Below are 17,937 nucleotides of genomic sequence, written 5' to 3' on the forward strand. Positions count from 1 at the left end.
TGGCAAGGGCTTTTTTATAAAAATAGCATTTTTCTCTGCGGCAAGTTCGATTAAACTATATGGAGACCATCAAAAAGATGTAGACGCAAAAAAACGTTTCCTCTAGCAGGAAACGTTTTTTAGTATAAGGAGATTTTTCAAAAATTACAGCTTGGCCAGGGCCTGGTCCAGGTCGGCCAAAAGGTCGTCGATATTTTCCACCCCAACAGAGATTCTGATCAAGTCCGGGGTAATCCCGACGCTGGCCAGTTCTTCGACATTCAGCTGGGCGTGGGTGGTGGAAGCTGGCTGAATGATCAAGGACTTGGCATCAGCCACGTTGGCCAAAAGGGAGAAGAGCTTCAAGTTGGCAATCAGCTGCTTGCCGGCTTCTTCCCCGCCCTTCAAGCCAAAGGTGAAGATTGAGCCGACCCCCTTCGGGAAGTCCCGTTCAGCCAAGGCATGGTCCGGGCTGTCAACCAGACCCGGGTAGCGGACCCAGGCAACCTTTGGATGCTTGCTTAGGTATTCAGCCACTCTTTGAGCGTTGTAGACGTGGCGTTCAACCCGCAAGGACAAGCTTTCCAGGCCTTGCAAAAGCAGGAAGGCGTTGAATGGGCTGAGGCTGGCCCCGGTGTCACGCAGAACCGTTGCCCGGATCTTGGTCGTAAATGCTTGTGCCCCCAGCTTGGCCCAAGTCACATCCTTGTAAGACGGGTCAGGGTTAGTGAAGCTTGGGTAGCGGCCGGACTTTTCATAGTCGAACTTGCCGCTTTCCACGACTACCCCGCCCATGGTCGTCCCGTGGCCGCCGAAGAACTTGGTAGCTGAGTGGACAACCACGTCGGCCCCATGTTCAAATGGCCGGTAGAGGTAAGGGGTAGCAAAGGTGTTGTCGATAATGACCAAAACGCCGTGCTTGTGAGCCACTTCTGCTACCGCGTCAATGTCGATCAAGTTGGCGTTAGGGTTGCCGATGGTTTCAGCGTAAACCACCTTGGTATGGTCGTTGATTTCTTTTTCAAAATTGGCCGGATCACTTGGGTCAACGAAGTGGGTCTTGATGCCCAATGGCGGCAAAGTCTGGGCAAAAAGGTCGTAGGTCCCGCCGTAAATAGTGGAAGCAGCCACGATTTCGTCGCCCGCCCCAGCTACGTTCAAGATAGCCGCGGTGATCGCTGCCGCCCCCGTTGCCAGGGCCACGCCACCCGTGCCGCCTTCAAGGGCTGCTACCCGGTTTTCAAAAACCGCCGTGGTCGGGTTGGTCAAACGGGTGTAGATGTTGCCGGCATCGGTCAAGGCAAAACGGCCAGCTGCCTGGTCAGCGTCGTCAAAGACATAGGACGTGGTTTGGTAGATTGGCACTGCCCGGGCGCCAGTTTCGTCAATTGGCTGACCGGCGTGGACCTGCAAAGTTTCAAATGACAAACCTTCGTTGCTGATAGCTTCTTTACTCATGTTTTTTTACCTCGCTTGTGTTGTTGCTGTGTAATATTTTTTAGTTGTTGGAAATGATTAGATTGCTGAAATATTGCTGTTAAAAACACAAGCGGCACATGTAGCTGGCCCCAATCGCCGCTCCCCGCCAGAGGATCAGCCAGCGTTTCGTCTGTTGATATCGTTTCCTGCACATGAACCTTACCTCGTAAAAAAGCCGCCCAACTAACCAGTAGTTCAGGCGGCCTTTACTATCTTCAATACAGTAACGATCTTAGGATGGTGAACCACAGGTATTCGTTTCTACGCTAAAAGGCATGCTGTACATCAGCATGTTCATTGACATGACTTGCATTTGACAATTCTTAGCAGCGAATTCCATGGTGGTTCTCCTTTCTTCATTAATCCTTAATTCGCTTTTAAGTATATCAGCTACCAGCTGAAAGTCAATTCTTTTTTGCTAAAAAGTCTGCAAACAAAAACCAGGAAATCATGGCAGTGATTCCCTGGTTGATCGTCCTATTCACCAAACTAAGCCGCTGAAAGCACTTTCCCAGCAAAACTTAATCTGTATTTAAAGTATACGAGCTTTTCGTCCAAAGTCAAGACCGGGCCAGCAAAACATTGCCCCCCGCCCGGCTGAACCCGTAATAATTGATCTTATCCAAATTCATTCTATTTTTTCTTTCGTGAAAACTAAGCTGCCGGGAAAGACATGAACTGGTGGGGCAACATGGTCAAAGCGGCAAAGACCAGGTTCAAGACCAAAGCCAGAGTCAAGGCCCAAGTCTCTTCTTTTTTCAGCAGATAGTTGATCGCCAATAAAGACAGAGCAGCTCCAGCCGCCAGTCCCTCTCCCTGCCAAAAGAGGAGCAGGGCTGACGCCAGCAAGCCACTATTTAAAATATCTAATACCCGCTTCCCCGGCCGCCAGAGGAAGTAGGCGCTAAGCCCCTCTAAAAGGCAGAGCACGGCAAAAATCCCCGCCTTGACTGGCTGGCTGGCCAAATAAGCCGCTAAGCCGCTGCTGGCAGCCAAAAAGGCCCCAGCCAAGGCGGAGATGGTGGTTAAAATCGACAATAAGTATCTGTAGATTGGCAAAAATTCACCTTTTCTAAAAGCAACTCTCAAGTTAATTGCCTTTATTCTAGCAAAAATGCCTTAACATTTATATCTTGAAAACGATTCGTTTTATTTTTTCAATAAAAAACTCCCCAGGCCAAGCCCGGAGAGTTAAATTTAGCGATCTGGACTACTTGTCCAGCTTAATGTTCTTTTCGTCGTCGACGATCTTTTCCGGCCGCATGGTTGGGAAAAGCAGGACGTCGCGGATTGAAGCCGCGTTGGTCAAAAGCATGACCAGACGGTCGATCCCGATGCCCAGACCACCCGTAGGCGGCATACCGTATTCCATGGCCCGCAGGTAGTCTTCGTCGATGATGTCGGCTTCGTCGTTGCCGGCGTCACGTTCAGCCATTTGGGCTTCGAACCGTTCCCGCTGGTCAAGCGGGTCGTTCAGTTCTGAGAAGGCGTTGCCGTATTCATTGCCCATGATGAAGATTTCGAAACGGTCAGTGAAGCGTGGATCATCCGCGTTCTTCTTGGCCAGCGGTGAAACTTCAACCGGGTGGCCGTAAACGAAGGTTGGGTCAACGATTGATTTTTCACCAAATTCTTCGAAGAAGGCGTTGATGATGTGACCAACTTGCCAGTAAGGTTCAACTTCAACATGGTGTTCAGCGGCAACCTTCCGGGCTTCTTCCAGAGTCATTGGCTGCCAGAAGTCAACGCCAGTTAATTCCTTGATCAGGTCAACCATGTGCACCCGACGGAATGGCTTGCCCAAGTCCAAGTCAGTGCCTTGGTAGTTGATCTTGCCATCTTCTGAAACAACCTTGGCAGCTGCCCGGATGATGCCTTCAGCTTCATCCATGACATCGTGGAAGTCGTAGTAAGCAGCGTAAGTTTCCAGTTCAGTAAATTCAGGGTTGTGCTTCAGGTCCATCCCTTCATTTCTGAAGACCCGGCCGATTTCGTAAACCCGTTCCATGTCACCGACGATCAAACGCTTCAGTGGCAATTCCAAAGCGATCCGCATGTAAAGGTTGATGTCCAGGGCGTTGTGGTGGGTAATGAACGGACGAGCTTCAGCCCCGCCTGGGATGTTGTGCAGAACCGGAGTTTCAACTTCCAGGAAGTCCTGCCCGTTCAAGTAGTCACGGATAGCCTGGATGATCTTGGTCCGGTTAACGAAACGCTGGTAGCTTTCGTGATTGGTGATCAAGTCCAGGTAACGCTGGCGGTAAATGGATTCCACGTCCTTCAGGCCGTGGTACTTGTCAGGCAGTGGCCGCAGAGCCTTGGACAGGAAGGTCACGTGCTGGGCCCGGACAGACAGTTCGCCTGAGTCAGTCTTGAAGACTTCGCCTTCAACGCCCAGGAAGTCGCCGAGGTCGGCCTTCTTGAAGATCTGGTAGTTTTCTTCACCGACCATGTCCTTGCGGACGTAGATCTGGATCTTGCCGCTACGGTCATAGAGGTCCGCAAAGCCGACCTTGCCCTTGCCCCGCTTGGCCAGCATCCGGCCGGCGATCTTGGTCTTAGGCATATCTGCGTTTAGTTCGTCCTTGTCAAGGCCCAAGTACTTTTCGTCCAGGTCGCGGGCCAGGGCTTCCCGGTCATATTTGCGGCCGAAGGGTTCAATCCCCATCTCCTTAAGTTCTTCAAGCTTTTGCCGACGAACAAGCAATTGGTCGTTAATTTCGTTCTTTGCCAACGTGTTTTTCCTCCATTTACATAGATTGGGTATCAGCAGCGCGGTCACGCTTCTGCCGCGCGCGTTTTTCGTAAGTTTCGACGAATTCGTCAAGCAGGTCATAAACCTCCTGACGCGTCCAGACTTCATTTATTTTAGCACGAGTCCGGGCTGAACGGGGAATTCCCTTCAAATAATATGCTGCCTGCTGGCGAAATTCCGGCACGGCCCGTTTTTCCCCATGCAGCTGAACCAGGCCGTCGAGCTGGTGCTTGGCGGTCTCCACCTTTTCCCGGACGGTCTGCTTTGGCAGCTCTTCGCCCGTTGCCAGGTAGTGGGTCATTTCCTTTAAGATCCAAGGATTGCCCAGAGCGGCCCGGCCAACCATGACGGCCGTGCAGCCGATCTCGTCCAGGGCCTTCTTGGCCAGCTGCGGAGTCGTAATGTCCCCGTTGGCCACGAAAGGAATATCCATGACCTGGGCTACTTCATGCAGGGTTTCCCAGTCAGCTTCGCCTTGGTACATCTGCTTTCTGGTCCGGCCGTGCATGGCCAGCATGGAAGCACCGGCTTCCTGGGCAGCCAGGGCGTTTTCGACGGCAAAAATGTGCTTGCGGTCCCAGCCGATCCGCATCTTGACGGAAACTGGCTTTTCCACGTTTTGGACAACCTTGTGGACCATCTGGTAGATCTTGTTTGAGTCCAAAAGCCACTTGGAACCCGCGTCAGTCTTGGTCACCTTTGGTACCGGGCAGCCCATGTTGATGTCGATGATGTCGGCATCGGTGTGCTGGTCGATGTACTGGGCCGCCTGCAAAAGGCTGTCTTCCGTCCCCCCAAAGATCTGGATGCTCATCGGGTGCTCGCCCGGGTCGACGTCCAGCATGCTCAAGGTTTTCTTGTTGCCGTAAATGATCCCATGGTCGGAAATCATTTCGCAGACAACCATGCCGGCGCCGAATTCCTTGCAGACTTTTCTAAAAGCCATGTTGGAAACGCCGGCCATCGGCGCTACCATTACCCGGTTGGGGATTTCGATTTCGCGTATCTTCCAAGTAGTGTCCATTGCCACCTTTTTCCTTTCAATAACTACAACTTTATATCATAACAAGATTATGCCCAAAGAACAAACCAAAAGCCCGCGAAAAGAGCATCCCCCGTTAAAAGAGGATGCTCTTCTTATCTTTACCAGTATTTTTCCAGGGGTCGGTCGTCTTGCCCCTCTTTACTCTGGCGGGCATGCTCAGCCGCGATCGTCACTAAGACCTCGGCCAGTTTGTCCATCTGCTCAACCGTCACGTATTCGTAGCGGCCATGGTAGTTGCCGCCGCCATTGAAGAGGTTGGGCGTCGGGATTCCCTTTTTGGTGATGAAATTCCCGTCGGTTCCCCCTCTGAAGGTCTGCACATTTGGCGTAAGGCCCGCTTTTTCATAGCTGTCTAAGGCCAGGTTGACCACATAAGGCCGGTCCTTAACCCCGTTGTAGATGTTCTCGTACTGACGGCGCAGGTCCAGCTTGAAGCGGTCTGACCCGTATTTTTCCCCTAAGGAAGCGACGAGCTTTTTGACCAGGTCTTCTTTCGCCAAAAATTCATCCCAGTCAAAGTCGCGGATAATCAAGCCGACGTGAGCTGAATCGACGCTGCTCTGGGCATCCGTGACCATGATGAAGCCCTCGTGGCCCCGGGACTTTTCCGGCACCTGGTCTTTGGGCAAAGCCGCCAGAAATTCCGTCATGATCGTCGTGGCGTTGACCATCAGCCCGTAGGCTTCACCCGGGTGGACCACGGTCCCCTTGATCGTCAAATCGGCGGCTGAGGCGTTGAAGGTCTCGTATTCAAAGTCGCCTGGCCGGCCATTGTCCAAAGTATAGGCAAATCCCACTCCTGGAAAATCAGCCGGGTCAAAGCGCTGGCCGCCCAAACCGATTTCTTCATCCGGGCCAAAAGCCACATAGATATCGCCATGTTCAACTTCCGGGTGCTCATGGAGGTACTTGAGTGCTGCCAGCAGGCCAGCCACCCCGGCCTTGTCGTCAGTGCCCAGGATGGTTTTCCCGTCGCTAGTGATCAAGGTCTGCCCCTTTAAGTTCAGCAGGTCCGGAAATTCTTCCGGGTCCAGGAAAATCCCGTTTGCCTCATCCAAGACCAGCTTTTGCCCCTGGTAGTCCCGGTGGACTTGAGGGCGGATGGGGAAGCGGTCATCGTATTCAACCGTGTCGACATGGGCGAAAAAGCCAATTGGGGCAACGCCCTCTGTATTAGCCGCCAAGCGGCCGATTGCAAAGGCAGTTTTTTCATTGTAATAAGACTCCAGGCCATAGTCTTTGACCTGGTCAGCCAGTTCCTTCATCATCTTGACCTGATTAGGCGTGGTCGGGACCTGGTCTTTATTGGCATATTTGGACTGGGTGTCTTCTTTAGCGTAGTGGATGAAGTTTTTTTCTAAAAAATCAAGATCGGAAAAAGCCATGCCTGCCTCCTATTTCTTGATGTAAACAAGCTTGAAGTCGTAAGGGATGCCCAGCGGGTTGTAGGATACGTTCTTGACGTAGCTTTGCACCAGCTGCGGGTGAGCCGTCTGGATCAGCGGGATAGTCCCCTGTTCATTCATCAACAGCTTTTCAGCTGCCACCAGCCGCTTCCAGCGCTGAACCGGCTTGTTGCCGTAGACGTTTTCGGCTTCATTGAGCAGCTGGTCGTACTTGCTGCTGGCAAAACCGCTGGTGTTGTAGCTGGAGTCCTTTTCAAAGACGTCCAGGAAGTTGATCGGGTCACCTAAGATAGCCTGCCAGTTCTTGATGGTCAATTGGTAGTTGCCGGCGCTTTGCCGGGCGATTAAGGTCGTGTACGGCAGGGTCGTCACGGTGATCTTCACGCCTGGCAGTTCGCCCAGCTTGCTTTGCAGGAATTCGCCCACCTGCTTGGCAGAGTCAGTGTCGCTGACCGTCAAGTTGAGGTTAAGGGACTTGATCCCCAGTTCCTTGTAGCCCTTGGCCAGGTACTTCTTGGCTTCCTTCAAGTTGTAGCTGACTGCTTCCTTGACATAGGCTTCCTTGTAAAAAGCTTCCCCGGTCGTTGGGTTGTTCCCCATGCCGGATGGGACGAAGCCCTTTGCCGCAACTGACCCATCGCTCAAGACCTTAGCCAGGCTGCCCCGGTCAATGGCCAAGGACAGGGCCCGGCGGATGTTGAAGTTATTAAAAGCCTTGACCTTATTGCGGTTTAATTCCAGACGCTGGATAGCGGAAGCCGGCCGGTCGTAGAAGGTGGACCTGCCCTTGTTGGCCTTGACTTGTTCACCAGTCAGGTAAGTTTCGTCCAGCTTGCCAGCCTGGTAGAGGTTGTAGGCAGTTGAAGAAGTTTCGCTGATGGTTTCGTTGACCTTGTCCAGCTTCACGTTCTTCTTGTCCCAGTAGTTTTGGTTCTTAACCAGGGTAAACTGCTTGTTGGACCCGGTCCACTTGGTCAGCTTGAAAGGACCGGAAGAAATGGTGTACTTGGCCGCCGTCCCGTACTTGCTGCCGGCTTTTTCAATAAACTGCTGGTTTTCCGGGAAGAAAAGCGGGAAGGCCAGCAAAAGCTTAAAGTAAGAGACCGGCCGGACCAGCTTGATCTGCAGCTTGTTTTTGCTCAAGGCCTTGACGCCCAGGCTGGTCACAGACTTCTTGCCGGCATTGATGGCTTCGGCATTTACAATTTGGTAGAGGTAAAAAGCCATGGAAGACTTGGTCTTCGGGTTCAAGGTTCTTCTGAAAGAGTAGACAAAGTCATTGGCCGTGATTGCCTGTCCATTGGACCACTTGGCGTTTCTGAGGACAAAAGTATAGGTCTTGCCCCCGTCAGTAACCTTGGCACTCTTGGCCAGGGCCAGCTGGGGCTTTTGTTTTTTGTCCAAGCGGTAGAGCCCTTCCTGGGTGTTCAAAAGAGCCTGGAAGGAAGTGGAGTCAGTCGTCAGTGACGGGTCCTGGGTTGAGATCTGGGCACTTTCGGTCCAGTTGAGGACTTGCTTGGTTTGGGACTGGGAGCTCTTTTGCTGGCCGCAGGCGGCTAAAACGAGGGCTGAGGCGGTCAAAAGACCGGCAGCGGTAATTTTCTTCAAGGTCATGATTTCCTCCGTTTTTACTAAAAACAACAACTATTAACATCACTGCTTAGCTCAGCTTAAAAAGAAAAACGCCCCTGAGATCAACTCTCAGGGACGCTAATAGCGTGTTACCACCCATCGTTCAAAGCAAAAAATGCTTCCTCAGCAGATGCTCTGCCAGAAAAAAAGACGCCTCTTGGCCCAGAGGCCAAGGGACGTCTTCGCGCGTTACCACCCTTTATTCAGCCCCGCCTCACGGCCAGGGCCCTTAAAGTCTTCCAGTCAGAAGATCTGAACGCGCTAACGGGCGTTAAGCGGGTCCGGCTTATCAGCGACTCGCCGGGACCATGCCAACACAAGACCATCTTCGCCAGCTTTCGCCCCCTGTTTCTCAGCACCAACAGTTCTCTGTAGAGGCTTCCCCTGACTACTCATCTTCTTAAGCTTTACTTAATTTAACTATAATTAGAGCATAAAGTAATTTTTACTTTTCGTCAAGGGACAAAAACTTATTTTTGCAGCTTTTTGTCCAAAATGGCTTGCAGTTCTGCTTCAGTGAAATTGTACTTGTCCCCGCAGAAGTTGCAGACCAGTTCAGCCCCATGGTCTTCTTCGATCATTTCCTTGAGCTGGCTGCCCTTCAAGGTTTCCAGCATGCCGGCATACTTTTCCTTGGAGCAGTCGCAGTGGTAGGAGACCTCGTCTTTTTCCAAGATCTTGCAGTCATCGCCCAGGATCTTCTTGGACAAGTCTTCTGGCGTCATCCCGTCCAAAAAGGCGGATGAAAGCTGCGGCAAGGCCTTGATCCGGTCTTCCGTTTCCTTCAGCAGTTCTTCGCTGGCCCCTGGCAGTGCCTGGAGCAAAAAGCCGCCCGCGGCCCCAATAGTGTCGTTCGGGTTGACGAAAACTGACAGGCCGACAGCTGACGGGATCTGTTCTGACTTAGCCAGGTAGTAGGTCAAGTCTTCAGCAATTTCCCCAGATACGATCGGCACTTCGCCAGTGTAAGGCTGCTTCAAGCCCAGGTCCTTGGTTACCTGCAGCCAGCCCTTGCCGACAGCCTTCTTAACGTCGATATGGCCGTCTTCTCTGGCCGGCAAGGCCACGTGGTTGTTTTGGACATAGCCCTTAACAGTCAAATCTGACTTGGCCGTAACCACGGTTGCCCCAACCGGGCCATCGCCCAACAGGCGCAAAGTCAGTTCCTGGTCACCTTTTAATTCTGCCCCAGCCAAAAGCAGCGTACCCAAGAGGCTCCGGCCCAAAACAGCTGAAGAAGCTGACCAGGTGTCGTGCCGCTTTTGCGCTTCAGCGACCAGGTCCTTGCCGTTAATGGTCAAAAGACGCAGGTCCTTGCTGGCATTGATTGCTTTGATTAAGTAGTCGTTCATGATTTTCCTCCATAAAAATAGAGCCGTTGCCGGCTCTATTTCTTCTATTCATCCTTGTCTGAATCGTCTGTTTGTTCAGTCTTCTGACTAGGAGCGTCATTCTTGTCCTTTTCAGGATCCTTTGACAGGTCGCTTTCGCTTGGCGTCGGCAGAGCATCAGCAGAGTCTTCCTGACTCGCTGAATCATCTGGCTCAGCGAGCTTGGCGGCGTCGGTTTCCGGCTTGACCGCGTCTTCGCTTGGCGTTGCCAGAGCTTGCTTTTCAGCAATGTCTTCTTCCGCCTTCTCCTCAGCCTTTTCTTCTGCCCGCTTCTGAGCAGCTTCCTTGGCTTCTTCATAGCTCAAGGCCTTGGCTTCAGATGGGAACTCTTCGCTGGACTTTTCAGGCATCTTCCCAGTCTTGTAGAGTGAGTAGATCTGCTTTTCATCCAGAGTTTCGTACTTCAGCAGGGCTTCAGCGATGATCCGGTGCTTTTCCCGGTTGTTTTCAACAATTTCAACCGCTTTGGCGTGGGCTTCGTCCAAAATCTTCTTGACTGCTTCGTCGATCTTGGCGGCGGTTGCTTCACTGTAAGGCTTGAAGCCGTAAGGAATGCCTTCGCCTTCCTTTTCCAGTTCAACCATGCCCAGTTCATCGGTCATCCCGTAGTTGACCACCATGCTGTGGGCGATTGCCGTAGCTTGTTCAAAGTCGTTTGAGGCCCCAGTTGACTGGTCGCCAACCACGACTTCTTCACCGGCCCGGCCACCCATCAAACCAACGATTTGCTCAAAGAGCTGCTTCTTGGTCAAGATGAACTGGTCGTCCTTAGGCAGCATGATGTTGTAACCGCCTGCCCGGCCACGAGGCACGATGGTAACCTTGCGGACCGTTCTTGAGTCACTCAAGACCAGACCACAGATTGAGTGACCGGCTTCGTGGAAGGCCACGCGTTCGCGTTCCTTCTTGGAAATCATCCGGTCCTTCTTGGCAGGACCAGCAATTACCCGGTCTTCAGCTTCATCGATGTCGGCCGCGGTAATCTTGGTCCCGTTGCGGCGGGCGGCTACCAGGGCAGCTTCGTTAAGGACGTTTTCAAGGTCAGCCCCGACAAAACCAGGAGTCTGGCGGGCAACTTCCTTCAAGTCAACATCGTCAGCCAGCGGCTTGTTCTTGGCGTGAACGCGCAGGATGGCTTCACGGCCCTTGACGTCCGGACGACCAACCAGGACCTTCCGGTCAAAACGGCCTGGCCGGGTCAAAGCCGGGTCAAGAACGTCAGACCGGTTGGTAGCGGCCATGACGATAACGCCTTCGTCACCTTCAAAACCGTCCATTTCAACCAGCAGCTGGTTCAAGGTCTGTTCACGTTCATCGTTGCCGCCGCCTTGGCCATTGCCACGCTGGCGGCCGATGGCATCGATTTCGTCGATGAAGATAATGCTTGGCGCGTTCTTCTTGGCGTTGGTGAACAGGTCACGGACACGGCTGGCCCCGACCCCGACGAACATTTCAACGAAGTCTGAACCAGAGATGGAGAAGAATGGCACGCCCGCTTCACCGGCAACGGCCTTGGCCAGCAAGGTCTTACCAGTACCCGGAGGCCCCTCAAGCAGGACACCAGACGGGATTCTTGCCCCCAGCTTGGTGTATCTTGCCGGATTCTTCAAGAATTCAACAACTTCCACCAGTTCCTGCTTTTCTTCTTCTTCACCGGCCACGTCGTCAAAGCGGACCTTGTTCTTCTTAGGGTCCTGCGGCTTGACGTTGGAGCGGCCGAAGTTCATGATGCCGCCGCCTTGGCCGCGGCTGCCGCCTTGGTTCATCATCATGACCATCAAGACAATGAAGAGGACGGTTGGCACCAGCATGATGATCGTTGAGATCCAGTTGCTGGACTGTGATTCACCCTGGGTGCTCATCTTGACGTTCTCAGACTGGGCCAGGTCCTGGACCTTCTTGACGCTGGAGTCGTTTTCCAGCATCGTGGTTGAGAAGCCAGTCACCTTGGAGGAGCTGCTGCCGCCAAAAATATCTGAGCTTGAGGATGACTTAGTTTGACTTGACTTGTAGCTACCGGTTACGGAGTAAACCCCGTTGGACGGCTGCACGTTAAAGTCCTTGATTTCGCCATTGCGCAGCTTCTTCACGAATTCCGTGTAGCTGATGGTTTCAGTTGCTCCGGAATTGCTGCTGCCGCCAAGGGCCCAATTGATTCCCCAGAGGAGAAGCAAAAATACGACTATGTAGAATAGACCATTGCTAAATAGTCGATTCCGATTATTTTTCATAAATGACCTCCGTCAGATCGAAGAATTACTCCCCAAATTTTAACATAAAAGCCGGCAACTATCGAAACTTTTACCTGTCTTTCTTGCATGTTTTCACTTGCTGCAAATACAGCGGCCTTTTTTCTTCTTTGACTGGCTGCTGGTAGCAGCCCTCAACATAAACCGCTTCTTGTCCAGCAAAGAGGCCAAGGCAGTTGCCCCGCAAGGCCAGCGGAATCCCCGCCGCCGCGAAAAGCTTCTTGCTCTTGGCATGGCGGCCGTCTTTTAAAAGCAGGCGCTGGCCAGCCGGCAGACTGCCAGCAAATAATTTCCCGGGAAATGATATTTCCGCCAAGGGACTTTCTGCCTTTTTTTCCTCGCTTAGCAAGTAGCAGCGGCCTCTGAAAAAGAAAGGCTGGCCGACTTCAACTTGCCTTAGGGGACTGGGAGCTGGCTGCTCGGCCGGGTAAAGCCAGTAATGCCCTTGGTAAAAGCAGAGGTGGAGCCCCCCTTTTTCCTGGCCTTGCCCTTTCGCCAGTAAAACCCGGTCCAGCTGGACTCTTTTATTGTACTTTTTTTGGATAAAATTCTCCAGGTAGACCTTGAAGAGCTCGGTTTCCGCCTGCCCGGCTGCCTGGGGGATCCGCCAGCCGCCAAAGAGAAATTCCGGCTCAGGCAATTTGCCGGCTGCCTGGGCAAAACAGTCTTCTTCCGCCGTCATTTCCCGGCTGAAGCGCCAGGCATTTTCCAAAAGATCTGGGCTCTCCTTTTTCAAAAGCGGGACTACTTCCTGGCGCAGGCGGTTGCGGGCCGTAATGCCCTCAAAGTTGGTCCCGTCTTCGACATATTCCAGTCCTCTTTCTTTGACATAAGCCAACAGATCAGCCTTGCTGGCAGCCAGAAGCGGCCGGACCAGCTTGACCTTCCCCCGCTGGCTGACAGGTTTGAGGCTGTTCATTTCCCGGGGAATACCTGACCGGACCAGCTTGAGCAGGATATTTTCCAGCAAGTCATCGCCGTGGTGGGCTGTCAGCAGGTAGTCAGCCTTAACCTGCCGGGCCACTTCAAACAAGAAGTCGTAGCGGTAGTCCCGGGCTGCTGCTTCCAGGCCGTTTTCTGGATGAAGGGACTTGGGCCAGACGCTTTCATACAGAGGGAGCCGGTACTTATGACAGTAAGCCCTTAACACCTGGCTTTCTTTTTGGCTGTCTGGCCTGATCTGGTGGTCAAGATGGGCCGCGTAGAGCTTAAAATTTCCCGGCAAGCGCCGCATCAAATCAAGCAGCGCCATTGAGTCCGGACCGCCGCTGGCCGCGACCAGGAAATTTCCTTCCAAAGGCAGGCCTTCTTCGGCAAAAAAGGCTGCCAGTCTTTTTTCAATGTCCATGAGCCATCACTCCCTCTTCTTGGCAAAAAGAAAAGATTCCAGATTAAAAACTACAGATCCAAGCAAAAAACGGCCCCTAGGGCCGTTCTTATTTCAAGGCAGCTTCCAGCTGCTTTATTTCTGCTCGCGCCTCCTGGTCAACCTGGTTGAGGACCCGGTCAAAGTCGCCGGCCTGCAACTGGCTGAACTGGTTGGCCGGATCGATCAGTTCCGGATCGTTGACCCGGCGGATGGACAAGTCCAGCCGGCCCTTGCGCAGGTTCTGGACCACCACTCTGACCTGGTCGCCCACCTGCCAGCGCTGGCGCTCTCTTGGCCAGTCGCTGCCAAAGTCATTGCGGTGAACCAAGCCGCTCTTATGCTTGGGCAGGGTCACGAAGATGCCCAGGTCTGTCACATTGTTGATTACACCGTCAAGGCGCTGGCCAACTTTGTAGTTCATCAGTTATCGCCCTTTTCCTTGATGTTGTAGACCCGCTCGCCATCTTTAGTGTACTTGTATTTGTAGCGGATCACCTTGGCCACGTAGTCGCTGTCTTTCATGTCGTCGCGCTCGTTGGTCAGCTTTTCCTTGTTCTTCTTGATCTTGGTCAAAGTTGCCTGGTTCTGACTGACCTGCTTCTGGATCTTGGCCGTCCGGGCCTTGGTCATGGCCAGCTGGAAGCCCAGCACTGCAAAGACCAGCAGGATCAAAGCCACGATCCGGTTGCGCCGGACCCGGTGCACTTCTCTGAACTTGATTTGCCGCTTCTTCAGGCGGCGGACATCCTGGTCCGGCCGCAGCGGCGTTACGTTTTGCTGATTTCCTCTGTTGTTCCCCATCACTGTCTACCCTTATCCTAAAATCATATAATAGATTTAGTATATCAGCTTTGGTGGAAAAAGTCATTAGTCGACTAATTCGTACAAGTCCCCGGCTTCCGCCTTTTTGGTCGTTTCCCGCAAGTCCAGAACCCGGGCCTTGATTACCCTAGTCCCGTATGCTACGGCGATCACGTCGCCGACAACCACGTTGTAGCTGGACTTGACAGTCTTGCCGTTCACGCTTACCCGGCCCTGGTCAGCCATTTCCTTTGCCACCGTTCTCCGCTTGACCAGGCGGGAAATTTTCAAAAATTTGTCGATTCTCATATTTGTCTCCTGTCTGTTAATACTTAGCTTTTTACTCTTAAAAAATTACCGCTGGATGATCTCCGCCGCGTCCTTGGCAAAAGTGCCCAGTTCCGCGAACATGGCCCGCCGGGTCAGCTTGTCTGGCAAAAGCAGGGTAACCACCAGGCGCTTTTTGGCCCCAAGAGCGATCCGGGCCTTCCAAGACACGTGTTCCAGGGCCTTGAAGATGTTTGGCCCTTCCATTTCCCGGCTGCCGGAATCGCTGAAAATGACCCGGATCTGGTCCTTTTCCTTGACCAGGGTCAAAATCTGAGCCAAGTCGCAGCTGGCCTTCAAGCTGGCCACGTTGAGCAGGTTCTCAACAGCAGCTGGATAGTCGCCAAAGCGGTCCAGGAGTTCGTCTTCGATGTCTTCCCGGTCCTGCAGGCTGCCGATGCCCTTGATCTTCTTGTAAAATTCGATCTTCTGCTCCTGATCGGCGATGTAATCTTCTGGAATATAGGCTTCCAGGCCCAGGTCGATCTCGGCATTGCTCTTTTTGACCGGCTTCTTCCCCTGCCGCTCCTTGATGGCGTCAGCCAGCATCTGGGAGTAGAGGTCGTAGCCGACGCTGTCGATGAAGCCGTGCTGCTGGGCCCCCAGCATGTTGCCGGCCCCGCGGATGGACAAGTCCCGCATGGCGATCTTGAAGCCCGCCCCCAGCTCGGTAAAGTCCCGGATGGCGTCCAGCCGCTTTTCCCCCACTTCCGTCAGAACCTTGTTTGGCTGATAGAGGAAGTAGGCGTAAGCCAGGCGGGCTGACCGGCCGATCCGGCCCCGCAATTGGTAGAGCTGGCTTAGGCCGTAGTGGTCGGCATCTTCAATGATCATGGTGTTGACGTTAGGCATGTCAATCCCGGTTTCAATAATGGTCGTGGTGACCAAAATGTCGAATTCCCGGTCCAAAAAGCGGCTCAAGATGTCTTCCAATTGGTTTTCGCTCATCTGCCCGTGGGCATAGGCGATCCGGGCCTGAGGCATAAGCTGCTCCAAGCGGGCCACTGTTTCCTCGATGTCGCCAACCCGGTTGTGCAGGTAAAAGACCTGCCCGCCCCGCTGCATTTCCCTTTGGCAGGCCTCCTTGACCGTACCCGGCAACTGCTCCAGGACGTAGGTCTGGATCGGATACCGGTTTTGGGGCGGCGTTTCCATGACTGACAGGTCTCTGATCCCGATCATGGACATGTGCAGAGTCCGCGGAATCGGAGTGGCCGTCAGAGTCAAAACGTCGATATTGGTCTTCAGCTGCTTGAGCTTTTCCTTGTGGGCTACCCCAAAGCGCTGTTCTTCATCGATGATGAGCAGACCCAGGTCCTTGAACTGGACGTCCTTGGACAAAATCCGGTGGGTGCCGACTACCAAGTCAATGCTGCCGTCTTTCAAGCCAGCCACGATCTTCTTGCTTTCGGCCTGGCCTTGGAAACGGGAGAGGCTGGCAATTTCCACCGGAAAGCCCTTAAAGCGGTCTTTAATGGTCTGGTAGTGCTGCTGGGCCAGGATGGTCGTCGGCACCAGGAAGGCGACCTGCTTGCCGTCGCAGATGGCTTTAAAAGCAGCCCGCATGGCTACTTCAGTTTTCCCGAAGCCGACATCCCCGACCAAAAGCCGGTCCATCGGCTTGGCCTTTTCCATATCAGCCTTGATTTCCGCCGTAGCCCGCAATTGGTCAGGGGTTGGCTCGTAAGGAAAGGCAGCTTCAAAGGCGGCCTGGTCTGATCCATCCGGGGAAAAGGCAAAGCCCTTTTCCGCCTCTCTTTTTGAGTACAGGTCGATCAAGTCGTCAGCGATATCCTCGACTCTGGCGGCAACCCGCTTCTTGGTCTTGGCCCACTCGCTGCCGCCCAGCTTGTTGACATGGGGCTGCTTGCCTTCTGAAGCCACGTACTTTTGCACCAAGCTGAGCTGGTCAGCTGGAACAAAGAGCTGGTCACCTTTTTGGTAAGTGATGGTGATGTAGTCCCGCTTTTTCCCATCGGTCTCCAGGGTCTGGATGCCTTCAAAGCGGCCGATACCATGGTTGACGTGGACTACATAGTCGCCAGGCTTGAGTTCTGTATAGCTGCGCAGACGCTGGGCGTTTTCCAGAGTCTTGATCCGCTTCTTCGGCCGCTTGCTTTGGTTAAAAAGCTCCCTTTCGGTCAGATAGACTAGGTCGCTGTCGGGCAAGACAAAACCGCTGGCATAGCCACTGATAACCAGCTGGGCCCGGCCTTCTTTTAAGCCGTCTGCTTCCGCCAAAGGCAGGTAGATGTCATAGTCATGGCAGCTCCGGCTGAATTCCTCAGCCTGCCGGCGGCTGGACAATTGCAAGACCACGGTCTGCCCCTTTTTGGCATAAGAGTCCAGCTCCGTTTTCAAAAGCTCCATCTGGCTGAAAAACTGCTGCGCTTCCCGGCTGTCCCAGGCCAAATGCTGGCCAAAACGCAGCCGGCCCATGGAGTGGGCCATCAAGCTGACATAGAGGCGGTGGTGGCCATCTGCCTTTAGCACCGCCTCAAAATCCAGGCGCAGCTTCTGCCGGCTGGTCATCATCTTGCTGGCGATCTGGCTGGCCAGGTAGTCATCGTTGATAGCGCCCATATTCTTGACGCTTTCAGCAATCAGCTGCCAGTCGTTGAACAAAAGCAGACCTTTAGCCGGCAGGTAGTCCAGCAGACTGAAAGATTTAGGCAAAAGGTAGTCCAGGTAGCGGTCATAGTCATCCGGCAATTGCCCGTCAGCCAAGGCCTCCTGGGCCATTTCCAGGCTGGCAGCCGCTTCTTTTGGCAGGTCGCTTGCCAAATCCCGGCCCGCCCGGTCCAAGTCTTGGGCCGTAAAGACGTGGTCACTGGCTGCCGGCACGGTTACTTCCGGCAATTCCTCCAGGCTGCGCTGGCTGGTCAGGTCAAAGGTCTTGATCGTGTCAATTTCGTCGCCGAAAAATTCCAGGCGCAGGGGGCTTTCCCGGTCCAAAGGATAAAGATCGACGATGTCCCCCCGCATGGCAAACTCGCCCGGCTTAACGACTAGGTTTTCCCGGTGGTAGCCGGCCTGGTTCAGCCACTGGGCCAGGTCGGGCAAGGCAATTTCATCCCCAACGGCAAAATGCTTCTGCCCCTTTTTAAACAGGGCCGGGTCACTTAAAGGATACTGCAGGCCCTGCGGGGTCGCGATCACGACGCCAGGCCGGCCGCTTAAGAGCAGGTTCAAGCACTGAACCCGGCTGCTTAACTCATCCGGTGAACTGACCGCCGTCTGCGTGGCCAGGTTTCCATCCAGGGCAAAAAGCTCCAAGTCATCATCGGCCAAAAGCCGGCTCAAGTCGTTGTAGCGCTCCTGGGCCTTGTATTCATTCTCTTCGATCAAGAGCAGGGGCTGGCCCACCTGGGCTAAATAAGCCTGGATGAGGACAGCAAAAGCGCCCCGTTCGACTCCTGTGAGCAGGGAGTTCTTGATCCGGGACGTTTTCGCGATAAAAGCAGTCACTGCCTGATCTTTTTTCAAAAAATCAATTACTTGCAT

13 protein-coding genes are annotated in these 17,937 nt (G+C 53.5%); all 13 read right to left on the bottom strand.

Annotation, left to right across the window (positions count from 1 at the left end; all coding sequences use genetic code 11):
• Window positions 1-144: 144 nt before the first annotated feature.
• On the bottom strand, window positions 145-1,437 hold the full coding sequence (locus ACYVUV_RS08985; protein WP_439775515.1) for an O-acetylhomoserine aminocarboxypropyltransferase/cysteine synthase family protein: 1,293 nt from the start codon (window positions 1,435-1,437) through the stop codon (window positions 145-147).
• A 675-nt stretch (window positions 1,438-2,112) separates the two neighbouring features.
• The gene (locus ACYVUV_RS08990) at window positions 2,113-2,517 is read right to left on the bottom strand and encodes a hypothetical protein (protein ID WP_439775768.1); all 405 of its coding nucleotides are present in this window, start codon (window positions 2,515-2,517) and stop codon (window positions 2,113-2,115) included.
• 151 nt (window positions 2,518-2,668) lie between these two features.
• On the bottom strand, window positions 2,669-4,192 hold the full coding sequence (gene lysS, locus ACYVUV_RS08995; protein ID WP_484499267.1) for a lysine--tRNA ligase: 1,524 nt from the start codon (window positions 4,190-4,192) through the stop codon (window positions 2,669-2,671).
• 16 nt (window positions 4,193-4,208) lie between these two features.
• On the bottom strand, window positions 4,209-5,237 hold the full coding sequence (gene dusB / locus ACYVUV_RS09000) for a tRNA dihydrouridine synthase DusB (protein WP_439774771.1): 1,029 nt from the start codon (window positions 5,235-5,237) through the stop codon (window positions 4,209-4,211).
• A gap of 119 nt (window positions 5,238-5,356) precedes the next feature.
• Window positions 5,357-6,643, bottom strand: a complete 1,287-nt coding sequence (pepT, locus tag ACYVUV_RS09005; protein WP_439774772.1) for a peptidase T — start codon at window positions 6,641-6,643, stop codon at window positions 5,357-5,359.
• Between the two features lie 9 nt (window positions 6,644-6,652).
• Complete coding sequence (locus ACYVUV_RS09010; RefSeq protein ID WP_484499268.1) at window positions 6,653-8,278, bottom strand: peptide ABC transporter substrate-binding protein; 1,626 nt, start codon at window positions 8,276-8,278, stop codon at window positions 6,653-6,655.
• Window positions 8,279-8,766: 488 nt separating this feature from the next.
• Window positions 8,767-9,648 carry an Hsp33 family molecular chaperone HslO gene (gene hslO, locus ACYVUV_RS09015; RefSeq protein WP_439775890.1) on the bottom strand — a complete coding sequence of 294 codons (882 nt, stop codon included), beginning with the start codon at window positions 9,646-9,648 and terminating at the stop codon, window positions 8,767-8,769.
• 44 nt (window positions 9,649-9,692) lie between these two features.
• On the bottom strand, window positions 9,693-11,918 hold the full coding sequence (gene ftsH, locus ACYVUV_RS09020) for an ATP-dependent zinc metalloprotease FtsH (RefSeq protein ID WP_439775889.1): 2,226 nt from the start codon (window positions 11,916-11,918) through the stop codon (window positions 9,693-9,695).
• A 70-nt stretch (window positions 11,919-11,988) separates the two neighbouring features.
• Window positions 11,989-13,284 (bottom strand): tRNA lysidine(34) synthetase TilS, encoded by a 1,296-nt coding sequence (gene tilS / locus ACYVUV_RS09025; RefSeq protein ID WP_439775888.1) that lies wholly within the window; start codon window positions 13,282-13,284, stop codon window positions 11,989-11,991.
• Window positions 13,285-13,372: 88 nt separating this feature from the next.
• Window positions 13,373-13,726 carry a S1 RNA-binding domain-containing protein gene (locus ACYVUV_RS09030; RefSeq protein WP_439775887.1) on the bottom strand — a complete coding sequence of 118 codons (354 nt, stop codon included), beginning with the start codon at window positions 13,724-13,726 and terminating at the stop codon, window positions 13,373-13,375.
• Window positions 13,726-14,106: an FtsB family cell division protein gene (locus tag ACYVUV_RS09035; RefSeq protein WP_439775886.1), complete on the bottom strand. Its 381-nt coding sequence runs from the start codon at window positions 14,104-14,106 to the stop codon at window positions 13,726-13,728. Before ACYVUV_RS09035 ends, ACYVUV_RS09030 begins: the two co-directional genes overlap by 1 nt.
• A 66-nt stretch (window positions 14,107-14,172) precedes the next feature.
• Complete coding sequence (locus ACYVUV_RS09040; RefSeq protein ID WP_002878680.1) at window positions 14,173-14,415, bottom strand: RNA-binding S4 domain-containing protein; 243 nt, start codon at window positions 14,413-14,415, stop codon at window positions 14,173-14,175.
• A 45-nt stretch (window positions 14,416-14,460) separates the two neighbouring features.
• Window positions 14,461-17,937 (bottom strand): transcription-repair coupling factor, encoded by a 3,477-nt coding sequence (gene mfd / locus ACYVUV_RS09045; protein ID WP_439775885.1) that lies wholly within the window; start codon window positions 17,935-17,937, stop codon window positions 14,461-14,463.

Source organism: Lactobacillus sp. WILCCON 0149, assembly GCF_057197965.1.

What these genes read in the sequence shown, in the direction of transcription:
- tilS (WP_439775888.1), bottom strand. Translation starts at nt 13,284, where the DNA reads ATGGACATTGAAAAAAGACTGGCAGCCTTTTTTGCCGAAGAAGGCCTG.
- ACYVUV_RS08985 (WP_439775515.1), bottom strand. Translation starts at nt 1,437, where the DNA reads ATGAGTAAAGAAGCTATCAGCAACGAAGGTTTGTCATTTGAAACTTTG.
- mfd (WP_439775885.1), bottom strand. Translation starts at nt 17,937, where the DNA reads ATGCAAGTAATTGATTTTTTGAAAAAAGATCAGGCAGTGACTGCTTTT.
- hslO (WP_439775890.1), bottom strand. Translation starts at nt 9,648, where the DNA reads ATGAACGACTACTTAATCAAAGCAATCAATGCCAGCAAGGACCTGCGT.
- dusB (WP_439774771.1), bottom strand. Translation starts at nt 5,237, where the DNA reads ATGGACACTACTTGGAAGATACGCGAAATCGAAATCCCCAACCGGGTA.
- ACYVUV_RS09035 (WP_439775886.1), bottom strand. Translation starts at nt 14,106, where the DNA reads ATGGGGAACAACAGAGGAAATCAGCAAAACGTAACGCCGCTGCGGCCG.
- ACYVUV_RS09030 (WP_439775887.1), bottom strand. Translation starts at nt 13,726, where the DNA reads ATGAACTACAAAGTTGGCCAGCGCCTTGACGGTGTAATCAACAATGTG.
- pepT (WP_439774772.1), bottom strand. Translation starts at nt 6,643, where the DNA reads ATGGCTTTTTCCGATCTTGATTTTTTAGAAAAAAACTTCATCCACTAC.
- ACYVUV_RS09040 (WP_002878680.1), bottom strand. Translation starts at nt 14,415, where the DNA reads ATGAGAATCGACAAATTTTTGAAAATTTCCCGCCTGGTCAAGCGGAGA.
- ftsH (WP_439775889.1), bottom strand. Translation starts at nt 11,918, where the DNA reads ATGAAAAATAATCGGAATCGACTATTTAGCAATGGTCTATTCTACATA.
- ACYVUV_RS09010 (WP_484499268.1), bottom strand. Translation starts at nt 8,278, where the DNA reads ATGACCTTGAAGAAAATTACCGCTGCCGGTCTTTTGACCGCCTCAGCC.